Below are 16,203 nucleotides of genomic sequence, written 5' to 3' on the forward strand. Positions count from 1 at the left end.
GGATGCGGGCCGAATGAGCGCGACGGCGGCGGCCTCTCCCCTCCGGCTCGACGTTCTGCGTCAGCCTACGGTGCTGCTCACCCTGGGTCTCATGGTCATCATCGTGATGATGATCCTGCCCGTGCCGCCGATCCTGCTCGACATCGGGCTGACGGCGAGCTTCGCCTTCGCGATCCTGATCTTCACCATCGCGCTCTTCATCGAGAAGCCGCTCGACTTCTCCTCCTTCCCGAGCGTCCTCCTGATCGCGCTCCTTCTGCGCCTCGCGCTCAACATCTCCTCGACCAAGCTGATCATCGGCGAGGGGCACACGGGAACGGCCGCGGCGGGCGGGGTGATCGAAGGCTTCGCGATGTTCGTGATGGGGGGGAACCTGTTCCTCGGCCTCATCGTCTTCTGCGTTCTGATCATCGTGAACTTCCTCGTGATCACGAAGGGCGCAGGAAGGATGGCCGAGGTCGGCGCCCGCTTCGCGCTCGACGCCATGCCTGGCAAGCAGCTGGCGATCGACGCCGAGGTCGCGGCCGGCGCGATCAGCCACGAAGAGGCGCGGCGCCTGCGCGATCTTCAACAAGAAGAGACCGCGTTCCTCGGCTCCCTCGACGGCGTCTCGAAGTTCGTCAAAGGCGACGCGGTCGCCGGCCTCCTGATCACGCTCCTCAACATCGTCGCGGGCCTGATCATGGGGCTCGTCGTCCACAAGATCAGCCTTGTCGAGGCGATCCAGAACTACTCGATCCTGACGGTCGGCGACGGCCTCGTCAGCCAGATCCCCGCCGTCATCATCTCGATCGCCGCCGCGCTCCTCCTGTCCAAGGGCAGGGGCGAAGGCAGCGTCGATGCGGCCCTCATCCGTCAGTTCACCGCGCGCCCGCTCGCGCTCGGCACGGTCGGCGTCCTCATGGCGGTCTTCGCCTTCCTGCCGGGCCTGCCCTTCGTTCCCTTCATGCTCGGCGCGGGGGGGCTCGGCTACGCGGCCTACGCCGCGCAGAAGACGCTCTCGAAGCCGAAGGCCGAAGCGCCGAAGGTCGAGACCGCGCCGGCCAAGCCGAAACCCGGCGACAGCCTCGACCTCGACGAGATCCACCTGGAGCTCGACCGTTCGCTCAGCGCCCTCGTCAGTCGCGGCGAGGACGGGCTCGACAAGCGCATCGAGAAGCTGCGCGACTTCGTCATCACGCGCTACGGCTTCGTCATGCCGCCCATCCGCGTGACGGACGGCAGCTTCGGGCCGGGCACCTACCGCATCGTCGTTCAGGGCGCGGTGGCGGGCACGGACAAGCTCGAACCGGGCAGCGTCCTCGCCCTCGTGAAGCACAACGAACGGCCTGACATCCAAGGAAGCTTGGTCAAGGAGCCGGTCTACGGCGCGGAGGCCCGTTGGGTGTCGGCGCCGTCGGGCGAGCAGCTCTCGGACGAAGGCATCACCGTCATCGAGCCCGTCGAGGTGCTGACGACCCACCTGTTGGAGGCCGTCCAGAACGGTTTCGAGCGCTTGATGACCCGCCGCGCCCTGCGCGAGTCGCTCGGCGCCTTTACCGACCTCACCGATCAGGAGCGCGCCGCGGCGAACAAGCGCCTTCTCGACGAGTTCATGCCCGAGAAGGTCGCGCCCGAGACGCTGCAATGGGTCATGCGCGGGCTCCTCGCCGAGCGGATCAGCGTCCGGAACATTCCGCTCCTCCTCGACGCCATCGTGGAGCACCAGCCGCGATGCCAGAACCCCGAAGACCTCGTCGAGGCCGTCAGGCGCCAGATCGCGTTCACCTTCATCGAGGGCTACCGGGCGCCGGACGGCTCCTTGCCCCTCGTGCAGCTCTCTCCGCGTTGGGAAGAGACGTTCAAGGAACGCCTCACGCCCGAGGGCGGCGCCCTGACCGCCGCCGACGTCAAGGGTCTCGGCGAGGACATTCAGACGGCGCTCAACAAGGCCGCCGCGGGCGGGGCCTACGCCGCCGTCGCGGTCACGGCCCGCCGCCGGCGCATCGTTCGCGACGTGCTCAGGAGCCGGGGTCTCAAGAACCCCGTTCTCGCCTTCGAGGAGATCGGGCCGGGCAGCAAGCCCGCCATGCTGGCCGTCGCGTGACCGGCGTTCTCGGCGCCTTCGTCATCGCGGCGCTCGCCGTCTTCACGCGGCTCTCGCTGATGATGTTCCTGCTGCCCGGGATCGGCGAGCGCGCCGTGCCCGTCCGGGTGCGCCTCATCACGGCGCTGGCGCTGATGGGGGCGATCCTGCCGGTCGTCCTGCCGGCCTCGGCGGCCCGCGCCGACACGCCGATCCTCGTCCTGATCGCGGGCGAGGCCTTGATCGGCTTCGGCCTCGGCTTCTCCTTCCGCGTGATGATCCATGCCCTGACGATCGCGGGCGTGATCATTGCGCAGGCGATCAACCTGTCGCAGATCCTCGGGGCGGCCGTCACCGAGGAGGCGACGCCCGCCGTCTCCACCTTGCTGACCCTCGTCGGGGCGGCGCTCTTCGTGACGCTCGACCTGCACGTTCAGGCCGTGCGCCTGCTCGCGGACAGCTACGCCGTCTTCCCGCTCGGCGGGGTGCCCGCGACGGACGGGTTGGGAGAGTGGGCGATGAGCCGGACGGCGGACGCCTTCGCCCTGTCGGTCTCGATCGCGCTTCCCTTCGTCCTCATCGGTTTTCTCTACAACGTGGTCCTCGGCCTCATAAACCAGGCCATGCCGCAGATGATGGTCACCTTCGTCGGCGTGCCCGCCAACGTCCTCGCCGGCCTCTTCCTCTTGTCCTTGTGCCTCGGCGCGATGATGACCGCCTGGCTCGGCGCCATGGACGAAGCACCCTTAGGGTTCTGGTAGGTGGCGGAAGGCGCGGAGAACGACGACAAGGCCTTTGCGCCGTCCGTCGAGCGCCTGCGCAAGGCGCGCGAGAAGGGGGACGTTCCCTCCTCGCCCGAGGTGCAGACCCTGGCGCGCTACGCGGGCCTCCTCATCGTCCTGTCGGCGAGCGGGGGCACGCTCGCGCTTCTCTGTGCCCGCGCGCTCGGCGGCATCCTCGCCCGGCCCGACGCCGCGTCCGAGTTCCTGATGACGGGCGGCACGCCGCTCGCCGTCATCGGCAAGCCCGCGCTCGCCGTCATCGCCGTCCTCGTGGCCCCGCTCTTCCTGACCCTCGTCTCGCTGATCGCGCAGCAGGCGATCGTCTTCGCGCCGTCCAAGATCAAGCCCGACCTCAAGCGGCTCTCGCCCATGGGGAACGCGAAGAAGAAGTTCGGCCCCGCAGGCCTCGCCGAGTTCGCGAAGTCGGGCATAAAGATGCTCGTCTTCGCAGGCGCCGGCGTCGGCTTCGCCGTCACGGCCTTGCCGCGCATCCTGTCCCGCACGGGCGGCGCGCCGGGCGTCCTGCCGATCGAGATCGGCACGCTCCTGACCGGCATGCTCCTGATCGCGGTCCTCCTGTCGCTCGGCGCCGCGGCCATCGACCTGCCCATGAAGCACGCGCGGCACACCAAGAAGCTGCGCATGACCCGGCAGGAGGTGAAGGACGAGGCGAAGGAGTCCGAAGGCGACCCCGAGCAAAAGCGCGCCCGGCAGCGAAAGGCGCAGGAGATCGCCGGGATGGCGCAGCTCGCCGAGGTCCCGAAGTCCGACGTCGTCATCGTCAACCCCGAGCACTACGCCGTCGCCCTCAGCTGGGACCGCAAGGGCGGGGACGTGCCGCGCTGCGTCGCCAAGGGCGTGGACGGCATGGCGCTCGCCATCCGGCGCCGGGCGGAGGCGGCGGGCGTGCCGATCCACCGCGACGTCTCCTGCGCCCGCGCGCTTCACGCCACCGTCGAGGTCGGCGCGCCGATCAAGCGCGAGCACTTCGCGGCGGTCGCCGCCGCGATCCGCTTCGCCGACCGGGTGAAGGCACAGAAGAAGCGCTAGGCGCGACGGCCTCGCGCCGCGCCGTGTGTCTTCGCACGATCCTGCCCCTGCCGCCCCCCCGCCATCCGCCGTAAAGGAGGAGAAAAAGAGGGAGCCCCATGATCGAACACGAAGTCCGCGCCCACCCGTCGAAGGACGACCTTCCTCGCGAAGAGCAGCTCGCCTGGAAGCTGGCGGCGCTGGCCGCCGACCCTGTCGAGGTCGAGGCGGACACCGCCGAGATGATCGTCAACCGCATCATCGACAACGCCGCCGTCGCCATCGCCTCGCTCAACCGCGGGCCGATCAAGACCGCCCGCGCGCAGGCGAAGGCGCATTCGCGGCAAGGCGGCGCGACGCTGTTCGGCGCGCCCGCCGGCTTGCGCGTCGGCGCGGAGTGGGCGGCCTGGGCCAACGGCACGGCGGTGCGCGAGCTCGACTTCCATGACACGTTCCTGGCGGCCGACTACTCTCACCCCGGCGACAACATCCCGCCGATCCTGGCCGTCGCGCAGCAGGCGGGCCGGGACGGCCGCGCGCTCGTCCGCGCCATCGCGACGGGCTACGAAGTGCAGGTGAACCTCGTCAAATCGATCTGCCTGCACGAGCACAAGATCGACCACATCGCCCATATCGGCCCGTCCGCCTCGGCGGGGCTCGGCACGCTTCTGGACCTCGATCCCGAAATCACCTTCCAGGCGATCCAGCAGGCGCTGCACACGACCGTCACGACACGTCAGTCGCGCAAGGGCGAGATCAGCTCGTGGAAGGCCTTCGCGCCCGCCTATGCGGGCAAGGCCGCGATCGAGGCCGTCGACCGCGCCATGCGGGGGGAGGGGGCGCCGAGCCCGATCTACGAGGGCGAGGACTCGGTGATCTCCTGGATCCTGAACGGCAGGACCGCCCGCGACCGGGGGGAAAGCCCCTACGCTCCGACCTACCGCGTGCCGCTGCCCGCGCCCGGCGAGGCCAAGCGCGCGATCCTCGAGACCTACACCAAGGAGCACTCGGCCGAGTATCAGAGCCAGGCGCTGATCGACCTCGCCTTCCGGATGGGCAAGCGGATCGAGGACTTCGATGCGGTCGAACGGATCGTTCTGCATACCTCGCATCACACCCACTACGTCATCGGCACCGGCGCGGGCGACCCGCAGAAGAGAGACCCGAACGCGTCGCGCGAGACGCTCGACCACTCGATCATGTACATCTTCGCCGTCGCGCTTCAGGACGGCGAGTGGCACCACGAGCGCTCCTACGCGCCGGAGCGGGCCCGCAGGGACGACACGGTCCGCCTCTGGCACAAGATCGAGACGACCGAGGATCCCGAGTGGACGCGCCGCTACCACGCGAGCGACCCGAAGGAGAAAGCCTTCGGCGCGCGCGTCGTCGTGACGATGAAGGACGGCGGGACGATCGAGGACGAGATCGCCCTGGCCAACGCCCACCCCGACGGGGCCTCGCCTTTCGTGCGCGAGGACTATGTCGGCAAGTTCCGCACGCTGACCGAGGGCATACTGGAAGAGGCCGAAGCGGCCCGGTTCCTGGACCTCGTCCAGCGCCTGCCGGACCTCTCGGCCGAAGAGGTGCTGGCGCTCAACCCGGTCGCGCCGGAAGGCTATCTGACCGAGAACGCTTTGAGAGGGATCTTCTGATGCTGTTCACGAGCAAGACCGCGAACCAGAAGCGCAAGGCGTTCCGCCACATGCTCGGCGACGGGGGGCTTCATCAGTTCCCCGGCGCCTTCAACCCGCTCTGCGCGCAGGCGATCGAGCGCAAAGGCTTCGACGGCGTCTACGTCTCGGGCGCCGTGATCGCGGCGGACCTGTGCCTGCCCGACATCGGCATCGCGAACCAGGAAGAGTTCATTCGGCGCGGCCAGCAGACCGCGCGGGTGACGGACCTTCCCGCCTTCATGGACATCGACACGGGCTTCGGCGAGCCGATGAGCGCGGCGCGGACGGTCCGCCTCGTCGAGGAGGCGGGCCTCGCGGGCTGCCACATCGAGGACCAGGTCATGCCGAAGCGCTGCGGCCATCTCGACGGCAAGGAGGTGGTGGACACCGCCACCATGGTCCAGCGCATCCGTGCCGCGGCGGACGGGCGCCTCGATCCCGACTTCGTCCTCATCGCGCGCTGCGACGCGCGGGCGGTGGAGGGCCTCGACCAGGCCATCGACCGGATGAAGGCCTATGTCGACGCGGGCGCGGACATGCTCTTCCCCGAGGCGATGAAGGACGAGCGCGAGTTCGAGCGCGTCCGCCGGGAGTTGGGCGTGCCGATGCTCGCCAACATGACGGAGTTCGGGAAGTCCCGCCTGCTGACGAAGCAGGAGCTGACCGACCTCGGCTTCAACGTCGTCATCTACCCCGTCACGACCCTCCGGCTCGCCATGGGCGAGGCGCTGCGCGGCCTCGACCACATCAAGGAGGTCGGCGACCAGAACGGCATCTTGGACCGGATGCAGCACCGTCGCGACCTCTACGACCTCCTCCGCTACGAGGAGTACAGCCGCTTCGACCAGGACCTCTTCAACTTCGAGGTCGGCGATACGCCGACCGAGTAGGAAGGAACACGGATGACCGATACGAACGAAGAGGTCCGCTACGGCCTCGCAGGCGTGCTCGCCGACGACACGGCCGTCTCCAAGGTGGTGCCCGAGACGAACTCGCTGACCTATCGCGGCTACGCCGTACAGGACTTGGCGACGCAGGGCCGGTTCGAGGAGACCGCCTACCTGATCTGGAACGGCGAGCTGCCGACGAAGACGCAGCTCGAAGCGTTCGAGGCGGAGGAGCGCGCCGCGCGCGGCCTCTCCCCGGCGCTGCGCGGGGTGATCGAGCGCTACTCGGCGCACGCCCATCCGATGGACACGCTTCGCACCTCCGTGTCCTTCGCGGGGCAGGAGGATGCGGAAGCCAACCTCGGCTCCGGCATGAGCGAGGCGGGCTTCGACGCCGAGGCGTTGCAGCGGCTCTCGCTGCGCCTCTTCGCGAACATCCCGGAGATGATCGCGGCCGACTATCGCCACCGCGAAGGCAAGCCGGCCATCGCGCCGGACGCGTCCTTGCCGTGGTCTGAGAACTTCTTCCACATGTGCTTCGGCGAGGTGCCGGCACCTCAGGTCGTCGAAGCCTTCGACGTGTCGATGACGCTTTACGCCGAGCACAGCTTCAACGCCTCGACCTTCACCGCGAGGGTGATCGCGTCGACGACCTCGGACCTCTACTCCGCCGTCACCGGCGCCATCGGGGCGCTCAAGGGGCCGCTTCACGGCGGGGCGAACGAGGCGGTGATGGACATGCTGAAGGAGGTCGGTTCGCCGGACCGCGCCCGCGATTGGATGCTGACCGCGCTCCGCGAGAAGCGCAAGATCATGGGCTTCGGCCACCGCGTCTACCGCTCGGGCGACAGCCGCGTGCCGACCATGACGGACGCGTTCAAGCGGATGGTGGACGTCACGGACACCGAGGAAGCGCGGACCTATTGGGAGATGTCGCGCATCCTCGACGACACCATGGTGTCGGAGAAGGGGATCTACCCCAACCTCGACTTCCCCGCAGGGCCCGCCTACTACCTGATGGGCTTCCCGATCCCGATGTTCACGCCGCTCTTCGTCATGGCACGGATCACGGGCTGGACGGCGCACATCGTCGAGCAGCTCGGCCACAACAAGCTGATCCGTCCGCTGTCGCACTACACGGGATCGGCGCAGCGCGCCTATGTGCCGATGGGCGACCGCGGCTGACAAAAAAGGGGGCGGCCGAAGCCGCCCCCTTCTCGTCGTCGGATTGAGGCTTACTCGCCCCGGAACGTCACGCGCTTGGACACGGTGCCTTCCGTGCCCGGCTGGCCGCCGCCCGCGGTGATCGTCGCGCGGCCGCTCGTGGGCGTCACGAAGCTGCCGTCCTCGGCGAAGTAGCCGAGGCGCTCGGGGGCGAGTTCGAACTCGACCGTCTTGCTCTCGCCGGGGGCGAGGTCGACCACGTCGAAGGCGACGAGTTCCTTCATCGGCACCGACTCGTTCGCGCGGTCCTCGTGAGAGAGGTAGACCTGCACGACCTCGCGGCCCTCGCGCTCGCCCTCGTTCGTCACGGTGAAGCTGACGGGCAGGGGCTGGCTCGCATCGTGCCTGCGCGGCGTCTTCATCTTGCCGAAGCCGAACTCGGTGTAGCTGAGGCCGTAGCCGAACGGGTAGAGCGGCTCGCCGGTATAGTACTTGTACGTCCGGTTCTGCATCGAGTAGTCACCGAACTCGGGCAGGTCGTCCACCGAACGGTAGAACGTCACCGGCAGGCGGCCCGACGGGCTGAACTCGCCCCAGAGGAGGTCGGCGATCGCCGTGCCCGCCTTCTCGCCGGGGTAGAAGGCCTGCACGATCGCATCGGCGTTCTCGTCCGCCCAGTTGAGCGCCATGGCGCTGCCCGAGAAGTTGACGAGGACGAGCGGCTTGCCCGTGCCCTTCAGCGCTTCGAGCAGCTCCTCTTGCGGGGCGGGCAGGTCGAGGCTCGTGCGGTCCCCGCCGAGGAAGCCGTCGATCTCGACCGGCATCTCCTCGCCTTCGAGGTTCGCGTCGATGCCGCCGAAGAAGAGGACGACGTCGGCTTCTTCGGCCGCCGCCATCGCCTCGGCGCGAAGGTCGATGTCGGTCCGCGTCCACTCGAGCTCGGCGAACTTCTCGAGCGCGTCGCGCGTCCAGCCGCTGTCGAGGCCGAAGGTGGCGGTGAGGGGGTAGCGCTGCCCCGCCTCGAGCTGCATCGGCTCGGTGCCGATCTCCTGCCCGTCCACCGTGACTTCGAGCCAGCGCGACGCCTTGAAGGCGTAAGACCCGCTCTCCTCGGGGACGATCACGCCTTCCCAGGTCGCGCCGAACTCGTCGGCGAGCGCGTCGTTCGACGGCGTGCGCTCCCAATAGAAGTCGATGTTCTCGTCGACCTGGGTCTTGGCCGGCTCGCCCTCGCGGGCCGGATCGTCGTAGTAGGCGGCCTGAAGCCCCGGCTGCATCTCGCCGTCCTCGTCCTCGTGGAACAGGACCGAGGCGGGCACCGCGTCGTAGGTCGTGTAGATGTCGCCCGCGATGGCGGAGCCGGCCGAGTAGGTGACGTTCTCTTCGCCCGCCTTCTCGCGCACGCCCGCAAGCGCCGTCGTCGCCTGCGTCGGGATGCCGTTGTAGTTCGCGACCAGCGTCCACCAATTGTCCGCGTTCGGCCCGATCACCGCGACCTTCGTGCCCTCTTGAAGGGGCAGGACGCCGTCGTTCTTGAGGAGCACGAGCGAGGCACGGGCGGCCTGTTCGGACAGCGCGATGTTCTCTTCGCTCGCGACTTCCGAGAAGGGGATGTCCGTGAACGGCACGTCGGCGTCGTCGTCGAACATGCCGAGTTCGAAGCGGGCCTTGAAGAGGCGCGTCACCGCCTGGTCGATCGTGGCCTCGTCGATCAGGCCTTCGCTCACCGCCGCCGGCAGCGCGTCGAACTTCGATCCTCTGCCGTCGCCGCAGTTGAGGTCCGTGCCCATCTTCACGGCCTCGGCGGCGGCCTGCTCCTCGGTCTCCACGTAGGCGTGGGCCTCGGGGTAGTAGAAGTCGCCGATCGCGCCGCAGTCCGACACGACGTAGCCGTCGAAGCCGAGCTCGCCGCGCAGGAGGTCCACCATCAGGCGCTCCGACCCGCAGGCGGGCGCGCCCCAGACCGCATTGTAGGCGCACATCACCGAGGCGACCTCGGTCTCGTCGAACGCCATCTTGAAGGCGGGCAGGTAGGTCTCGTGCAGGTCCGCGTCGGAGGCGGAGTAGTCGTCGCGGTGACGCGACGGCTCGGGTCCGGAGTGTACGGCGTAGTGCTTCACGGTGGCGACGGTCTTGAGGTACTTCTCGTCGTCGCCCTGGAGGCCGTTAACGAAGTTCACCGCCATGCGGCCCGTCAGGAACGGATCCTCGCCATAGGTCTCTTGACCCCGGCCCCAGCGCGGATCGCGGAAGATGTTGATGTTGGGCGACCAGAAGGTGAGCCCGCCATACATCGCGCGTACGTCCTCGGCGATGTAGTGATGATACTTCGCGCGGCCCTCGTCGGAGATCGTGTTCGCGATCTCGAGCATCAGGTCTTCGTCCCAGGTCGCGGCCATGCCGATCGCTTGGGGGAAGACGGTGGCGTGGCCGGCGCGCGCGACGCCGTGCAGCGCTTCGTTCCACCAATTGTAGGCGGGCACGCCCAGGCGCTCGATCGCGGGCGCCTTGTCGTACATCTGCGCCGCCTTCTCCTCGAGGGTCATGCGGCTGACGAGGTCGGCCGCGCGCTCCTGCGGCGAGAGCGAAGCGTCCATGTAGGGCGCGCGGTCCTGATCGGCGCTCGCCTCTTGGGGCGCGGCGTCCTGCGCGAAGGCGAGGGCCGGCGCCGCCAGCGCGCTCGTGGCGAGGAGGGCCGCGGCGAGGCGGCGGGCGGTGGTCGTCGTCATCGTTCCATCCCTGTTCGGTTGTCGCCGCGGTCGGCCCGCGATCTGTTAGCGTGCAACATCCGTCGCACGGCCTTGGCCGGGACGCTAGCACCGCATGTAGTTGGGGTTAACCCGGGTCAGCCCAGGGGCGGGCAGTCTCGAAGGAAGAAGGGCGCGAGCCCCGCGCCCAGGACGCCGAAGGCCGACAGGCCCGCCATGAAGCGCGCGGCCGAGAGCAAGAAGCGCTCCAGCGCCTCGTCCGCGAAGCGCGCCCTGAACAGCCTCGCGACGAGGCGCGGCTTGAAGACAAGGGCGAGGAGGGGAACGAGGAACGCCGCCGTCGCGACCGCGATGTAGACCGTGATCCCGCCGCCGTCGCGCGCGACGCCCGTCGCGAGGCAGGCGGTGTGCTGCACTCCGTAGAGCGCGCCGAAGTGCAGCGCCCAGAGGAAAGGCCCCGCCAGCGAGAACAGGGTCAGCCGCCAGAAGCCTTCGCGGACGCGCGGGGTCTCGGTTCCCGCCATCAGCCGACCATCCGGGGAAAGCCGTGGATGAAGAGGAGGCCGAGAAGGCCCTGGCCGACGGCGAAGTAGACGAGGAGCGCCGTGTTCTCGTAGTTCGCGTAGCGGACGTTATCGAGCTTGCCGCGCGCGTGGCGCAGGAGGACGAAGAGCGTCATGAAGCAGATGGCGACGACGATCTGCCCCGTCAGGACGGGCGAAAGGTAGACCATCGCATCGTAGACGGACTGCGTCGGCCGAAGCCCCGCCTGAACGTGTCCCCAGATCTCCGCCGCGACGCCCGCGCAGGCGAGGAGGGCGCCGCCGCCCATCAGCAAGGCCGGCGCGAGGTTGATCCGCCCCCGCTCGGGCAGGACCCGCTTGGTGAAGTAGAAGGCGGCCGCCGAGCCGATCAGGCAGAGGGCGGACAGGAGCGGCCAGCCGAGGTTCGCTAGGCCAGCGCCGCCTTGGGGCCAGGTCTCCGGGCTCACCGTCCACATGTAGAGGTAGGAGAACAGGTAGGAGAGGTACAAGGAGCCCCCGACGAGGTAGAGCACCATCATCGCCCACCATCCGTGCGCGACGGGGCCCGTCACGTAGACGGGCAGCTCGATGCCGTGCCCGATCTCGACCGGCCCCTTGTCCGGCCCCCGGTCGACGTCCCAGAGCCAGAAGAACATCGCCGCGACGGCGACCACCGCGCAGATCATCGCGAGGGTGACGACCTTCACCGTCAGCAAAAGGAAGGTCGCGGCCGTGGCGACCGCGGCGATGACGTGGGTCCAGCTCGGCCCCGGCATCTGGATGACGTATTGCGGCACGGCGTGGATCGCGGAGGTGACGATCGTCTCGCGTCCGCCCGTCGGCGCGTTCGGCAGGTAGTGATGGCCCGCCTTCACCTCCTCGGCCAGTCCGGGCTGGTCCCATAGGGGGTCGCGGGTGGTGACGTGCGGGATCGAGCGCGTCGAGTAGTCGTCCTGCGGCAGGAACTCGAGCGTGCCTGCGTTCCAGGGGTTGTCCTCCTCCGCGTTTCCGACCCGGAAGTTCTTGATCAGGTCCCAGATGAACACCGCCACCCCGGCCGCGATGATGTAGGCGCCGATCGTCGAGACCATGTTGTAGCCGCCCCAGCCGACCTCGTCCGGATAGGTCCAGACCCGGCGCGGCATGCCGAGAAGGCCGGTGATGTGCATGGGGAAGAACGACACGTTGAAGCCGATGAACATCAGCCAGAAGGCGACCTGGCCCAGGCGCTCCGACAGGAGGCGGCTCGAGACCATCGGCGCCCAGTAGTAGAAGGTCGCAAAGAGCGGAAAGACCATGCCGCCGATCATGACGTAGTGCATGTGCGCGGTGATGAAGTAGGTGTCGTGCGCCTGAAGGTCGAAGGGCACCATCGCCACCATCACGCCCGTCAGCCCGCCGAGCACGAAGATGAAGACCGTGCCGAGGAGGAAGAGCGCGGGCGGGGTGAAGCGGATGCGCCTTCTTCCCTTCGCCAGGGTCGCGAGCCAGGAGAAGACCTGGATGCCCGACGGGATCGCGACCGCCGCGCTCGCCGCCGAGAAGAAGGCGAGGCTGAGCCCGGGAATGCCCGTCGCGTACATGTGGTGCACCCACAGCCCGAAGCTGAAGAAGCCGGTGGCGATGAGGGCGAGGACGACGAGGCGGTAGCCGACGAGCTTGGTCTGGGCGATCGTCGGGATCATCATCGAGACGAGCCCCGCCGCGGGCAGGAACATGATGTAGACTTCCGGGTGCCCGAAGAACCAGAAGAGGTGCTGCCACAAGAGGGGATCGCCGCCGCCTTCGGGCGAGAAGAACGGCCAGCCGAAGCTGCGCTCGATCTCGAGCAGCATGGTGGCGAGGATCACCGCCGGGAAGGCGACCATGATCATGCCTGCGAAGATCAGCATGGCCCAGCCGAAGATCGGCAGCTTGTCGAGCGACATGCCCGGCGGCCGCGTCCTCAGCGTGCCGACGATGATCTCGATCGCGCCCGCGATGGCGGAGATCTCGATGAAGCCGATGCCGAGGAGCCAGAAGTCCGCGTTGTCGCCGGGCGCGAACTCCTTGAGCGTGTTGGGCGGATACATGAACCAGCCGCCCCTGGGCGCGAGGTCGTAGAAGACCGTGGTGAAGAACACCGCGCCGCCGACGACGTAGGCCCAGATCGCGAAGGCCGACAGGCGCGGGAAGGGCAGGTCCCGCGCGGCCAGCATCTGCGGCAGCAGCATGACCCCCAGCGCCTCCATGGACGGGATGGCGAAGAGGAACATCATGGTCGTGCCATGCGTCGTGAAGAGCTGGTTGTAGAGGTCCTGGGTCAGAAGGTCGTTGTTCGGCACGGCGAGCTGCGTGCGCATGACGAGCGCGAGGATGCCCGCCAGGACGAAGAAGACGAAGGCCGCCCCGATGTAGAGAATGCCGATGACGGTGTTGTTCACCGCCGTCGGCAGGCGCCAGCCCGTGGGCGTCGCCCAGATCTTCAGGAGTTCTTCCTCCTCGCCCTCGGGCCGCGGCCCCGGGTTCGGCAGGCCCTTCTGCGGCAGCGCGCCGAAGGCGCGGATGCGGTCCTCGTCGGTCGTCCGGTCGAGCATCACTGAAGCCCTTCGAGGTAGGCGCCGAGCGCCGCGAGCTCTTCGTCGTTCAGGATGTCGTAGGGCGGCATGTTGTTCTCCGGCTTGATCTCCTGATGGTCGGCGACCCATCGGACGAACGCTTCCCGGTCGTTCGGCATGATGCCCGCGCCGAGCGACGTCCGGCTGCCGACATGGCTGAGGTTCGGGCCGATCTCGCCGCTCGCCCCGGGCGTGCCGCGCACGGCGTGGCAGCCGCCGCAGCCGCTCGACAGGAACACCGTCTCCCCGTCAGGGAAAGACGTTTCCGGGGGCGGCCCCGCCTCGTGCTCCAGCCAGTCCTCGAACGCGGCCTCCGGCATCGCCTCGACCCAGAACGCCATGAAGGCGTGCGCGCCGCCGCAATACTCCGCGCATTGGCCGCGGACGCGGCCCGCCTCGTCCGCGACGAAGCGCAGCGTGTTGGTCCGCCCCGGGATCATGTCCGTCTTCCCCGCATAGGCGGGCAGCCAGAAGCTGTGGATCACGTCGGCGCTCTTCAGCGCGAGCTCGACCGTGCGGCCCACCGGCACGCGCAGCTCGTTGGCGCTCTCGACCCTTCGGCCGTCATCGGTCAGGTAGGTCACGCGCCACCACCACCGCTCCCCGGTCACCTCGATCCGAACGGGGTCCTCCGCATCCGCCAGCGCTTCGTCCGCCCCCAGGATCGCGAAGCCCCACAGGAGGAGCGCGCCGATGACGACGACCGGAAAGGCGATGCCGAGGCCGTAGACCCAGCCTTCGCGTCCGAAGCGCTCCCGCCAACCCTGCGGCCCGAAGATGGCGAGCGCGGTCAGGCCGAGGACCAGCGCGAAGACGGCTGTGAAGCCGACGGTCATGACGATCGTCAGCAGGAGAGCGCGGCCGGACCCCGACCCGGCGCCGCTCAAGGCCGATTGCGGCCCGGCGCAGGCCGCGACGAGCAGGAGGAGGAGAAGCGGCCCGGCCCGCTTCACGGCGCCCCGTCCGCCCTGGCCTGCCGCGTGCCGCCGCCCGGCGCGAAGGCGGGCCGGCTCGCGTAGTAGGCCGCGCTGTCCTTCACCTGCTCGGCGCTCATGCGCTGCGCGATCGTCGCCATGATCCGGCCCGCCTCGCTTCGTCCGTGCACGCCGTCCTGCCAAAGCCGCAGCTGCTGCGCGAGGTAGTCGGCGGACTGCCCGTCGAGCTTGGGATAGTCCGCCCGTGCCCCCTCGCCATGGCAGGACCGGCAGGAGGGAATCATTCCGTCCTTGTCGCCGAACAGGGCGAGCTGCTCGCCGCGCGCGACGGCGCCTTCGTCGGGCGGCGCCTGTTCGTGGGGCGGCGTCTCGAGGGCCGCGTAGTAGTCCGCGAGGCGCGAGCGCTGCGCCGCGTCCAGCGCCGCCGCCACCGGCATCATGAACCCGCTCTCGCGGTCGCCGAGATGGTACTGCTTGAGCGCGGCGAGCAGGTAGTCGCGCGACTGGCCGCCGAGACGCGGTACCAGCGTGCTGACGGGCGGCGCGTCCGGCGTGTCGTGGCAGCGCGCGCAGCCGGTCAGCGACGCCTCCGCTTCTCCCCAATCGGTGATCTCGTCCGCCGACCGTGCGCCGAGGCGTGCGTTCCCCGCGACCATCCGTTCGTACTCGGCGGTGCTGAGGTTCGGCAGCTCTTCCAGGAAGGCGACCACCGCCCAGACCTCGTCGGCCCGCACTTGGCTCGGCCAGGCGGGCATGCCCGACGCCTGGATGCCGTGGTCGAGGATCCAGGCGAGCTCGCCTTGCGTCCAGTGGTCCGACGCCCGCTCGAGCTTGGGCGGCATGGGCAGCATGCGGCGCGAGATCGGATCGGGCGGCACGCCCGGCTTGCCGTGGCAGTACTCGCAGCCGCCCGCGAAGTGCCCGGCGCCGAGGCGCGCGAGGCCGGGCGCCGCCGGGGGCGGCACCTCGTCATTGTCCGCATGAAGCTCGATCGAGCGGGTCATGCCGACTTCCAAGAACCAGTAGACCGGCGGCGGGTGACCGTGGTCGGCGGCGATGTTGTAAAGACCGGTATAGGCGAGGGCGATCGCGCCGACGATACCGAAGAGGACGAGCCCCGCGAGGTAGCCGAGAACCCGCTTAGGGCTGTCGGGTCTCGGCGGCCTGAACCTCACTGAACGGACGCCCCCGCCCCGAGGTCGAGGCGGCGGAGCCAGCGCGTGCAGAGGACCGTGCTCGCCGCGATGTAGGTAAGGGGGCAGGCGGTGAGCATGATGAGGCCCGCAAGGTGCTGATCGTCGAGAGCGCCCTCGCTCGCGGCGCCGAACAGCACCCTCGGCGAGAATACCCAGATGACCGCCGAAAGACAGATCAGCTTGCCGGTGACGAGGAGGCTCGCCACCGCGCCGAAGGGGTGCCGGTCCGCGGCGCGCAGGACCGCACGCCAGAATACGAAGGCCACGAGGAGAAGCGAGCCCTGCATCGCCAGCATGGCGAGCGGCCCGCTCATCCCGAGGGCGAGCCCCGGCGGCGAGTGCCAGGCGAAGAAGACGCCGAGCTGCAGGAGCGTCGCCGGCAGAAGCGGCAGGTCGAAGCGGCGGGAGCGCGAAGTCTGACCGAGGAGCGCGAGCGCCGGTGCGGCCACGCTCATCAGCAGGATGTGCACGATCATGTGCCGGGAGAGGTGCCCCGTCGCGAGCGGCAGGCAGGCAAGGAGCGAGAGGCCCGCAACGGCAAGGACGGCGAACAGAACCGTCCGCCCCGCCGGCACGCGGAGCGCGGGCCCAGGCCGGGCGTCACGCTCCTTAGCGCCTGCCAGTTCGCCCATTCCGCCTCCTT

At 69.0% G+C, this 16,203-nt stretch carries 12 protein-coding genes; 6 read left to right on the forward strand and 6 right to left on the reverse strand.

All coding sequences use genetic code 11. The annotated features are described in order from the left end of the window. Nucleotides 1–13: 13 nt before the first annotated feature. The 6 genes from GGQ59_RS10820 to GGQ59_RS10845 all read left to right on the forward strand — a co-directional run bounded on the left by GGQ59_RS10820 (nt 14) and on the right by GGQ59_RS10845 (nt 7,621). Nucleotides 14–2,086 (forward strand): flagellar biosynthesis protein FlhA, encoded by a 2,073-nt coding sequence (locus GGQ59_RS10820; RefSeq protein WP_183818439.1) that lies wholly within the window; start codon nt 14–16, stop codon nt 2,084–2,086. Beyond that, on the forward strand, nt 2,083–2,826 hold the full coding sequence (locus GGQ59_RS10825; RefSeq protein WP_183818441.1) for a flagellar biosynthetic protein FliR: 744 nt from the start codon (nt 2,083–2,085) through the stop codon (nt 2,824–2,826). Before GGQ59_RS10820 ends, GGQ59_RS10825 begins: the two co-directional genes overlap by 4 nt. After that, nucleotides 2,827–3,897, forward strand: coding sequence for an EscU/YscU/HrcU family type III secretion system export apparatus switch protein (locus GGQ59_RS10830; protein ID WP_183818444.1), 1,071 nt, complete (start codon nt 2,827–2,829; stop codon nt 3,895–3,897). 98 nt (nt 3,898–3,995) lie between these two features. After that, nucleotides 3,996–5,528 carry an MmgE/PrpD family protein gene (locus GGQ59_RS10835; RefSeq protein ID WP_183818445.1) on the forward strand — a complete coding sequence of 511 codons (1,533 nt, stop codon included), beginning with the start codon at nt 3,996–3,998 and terminating at the stop codon, nt 5,526–5,528. Next, complete coding sequence (gene prpB, locus GGQ59_RS10840) at nt 5,528–6,439, forward strand: methylisocitrate lyase (protein WP_183818447.1); 912 nt, start codon at nt 5,528–5,530, stop codon at nt 6,437–6,439. Before GGQ59_RS10835 ends, prpB begins: the two co-directional genes overlap by 1 nt. 12 nt (nt 6,440–6,451) lie before the next feature. After that, the gene (locus GGQ59_RS10845) at nt 6,452–7,621 is read left to right on the forward strand and encodes a bifunctional 2-methylcitrate synthase/citrate synthase (RefSeq protein WP_183818449.1); all 1,170 of its coding nucleotides are present in this window, start codon (nt 6,452–6,454) and stop codon (nt 7,619–7,621) included. 50 nt (nt 7,622–7,671) lie between these two features. On the opposite strand, the gene GGQ59_RS10850 is transcribed toward GGQ59_RS10845, so the two are convergent. The 6 genes from GGQ59_RS10850 to GGQ59_RS10875 form a co-directional block, all read right to left on the reverse strand. After that, nucleotides 7,672–10,329, reverse strand: coding sequence for a glycoside hydrolase family 3 protein (locus GGQ59_RS10850; protein ID WP_183818451.1), 2,658 nt, complete (start codon nt 10,327–10,329; stop codon nt 7,672–7,674). A 116-nt stretch (nt 10,330–10,445) separates the two neighbouring features. Then, the gene (locus GGQ59_RS10855; RefSeq protein ID WP_183818452.1) at nt 10,446–10,832 is read right to left on the reverse strand and encodes a hypothetical protein; all 387 of its coding nucleotides are present in this window, start codon (nt 10,830–10,832) and stop codon (nt 10,446–10,448) included. Next, nucleotides 10,832–13,408, reverse strand: coding sequence for a cytochrome c oxidase subunit I (locus GGQ59_RS10860; protein WP_183818454.1), 2,577 nt, complete (start codon nt 13,406–13,408; stop codon nt 10,832–10,834). The genes GGQ59_RS10855 and GGQ59_RS10860 overlap by 1 nt, the downstream gene beginning before the upstream one ends. Further along, a complete protein-coding gene (locus GGQ59_RS10865; protein WP_221400995.1) occupies nt 13,408–14,382 on the reverse strand; it encodes a c-type cytochrome in 975 nt (324 codons plus the stop codon). Before GGQ59_RS10865 ends, GGQ59_RS10860 begins: the two co-directional genes overlap by 1 nt. Then, a complete protein-coding gene (locus GGQ59_RS10870; protein ID WP_183818456.1) occupies nt 14,379–15,539 on the reverse strand; it encodes a c-type cytochrome in 1,161 nt (386 codons plus the stop codon). Before GGQ59_RS10870 ends, GGQ59_RS10865 begins: the two co-directional genes overlap by 4 nt. Continuing rightward, nucleotides 15,536–16,192 (reverse strand): cytochrome c oxidase assembly protein, encoded by a 657-nt coding sequence (locus GGQ59_RS10875; protein ID WP_183818458.1) that lies wholly within the window; start codon nt 16,190–16,192, stop codon nt 15,536–15,538. Before GGQ59_RS10875 ends, GGQ59_RS10870 begins: the two co-directional genes overlap by 4 nt. Nucleotides 16,193–16,203: the final 11 nt, after the last annotated feature.

This window comes from Parvularcula dongshanensis, from assembly GCF_014199615.1.
Taxonomy (GTDB): domain Bacteria; phylum Pseudomonadota; class Alphaproteobacteria; order Caulobacterales; family Parvularculaceae; genus Parvularcula; species Parvularcula dongshanensis.

Excerpts from the sequence above, each read along its gene's own strand:
- GGQ59_RS10820 (WP_183818439.1), top strand. The coding sequence starts at position 14 with ATGAGCGCGACGGCGGCGGCCTCTCCCCTCCGGCTCGACGTTCTGCGT.
- GGQ59_RS10835 (WP_183818445.1), top strand. The coding sequence starts at position 3,996 with ATGATCGAACACGAAGTCCGCGCCCACCCGTCGAAGGACGACCTTCCT.
- prpB (WP_183818447.1), top strand. The coding sequence starts at position 5,528 with ATGCTGTTCACGAGCAAGACCGCGAACCAGAAGCGCAAGGCGTTCCGC.
- GGQ59_RS10845 (WP_183818449.1), top strand. The coding sequence starts at position 6,452 with ATGACCGATACGAACGAAGAGGTCCGCTACGGCCTCGCAGGCGTGCTC.
- GGQ59_RS10850 (WP_183818451.1), bottom strand. The coding sequence starts at position 10,329 with ATGACGACGACCACCGCCCGCCGCCTCGCCGCGGCCCTCCTCGCCACG.
- GGQ59_RS10855 (WP_183818452.1), bottom strand. The coding sequence starts at position 10,832 with ATGGCGGGAACCGAGACCCCGCGCGTCCGCGAAGGCTTCTGGCGGCTG.
- GGQ59_RS10860 (WP_183818454.1), bottom strand. The coding sequence starts at position 13,408 with ATGCTCGACCGGACGACCGACGAGGACCGCATCCGCGCCTTCGGCGCG.
- GGQ59_RS10875 (WP_183818458.1), bottom strand. The coding sequence starts at position 16,192 with ATGGGCGAACTGGCAGGCGCTAAGGAGCGTGACGCCCGGCCTGGGCCC.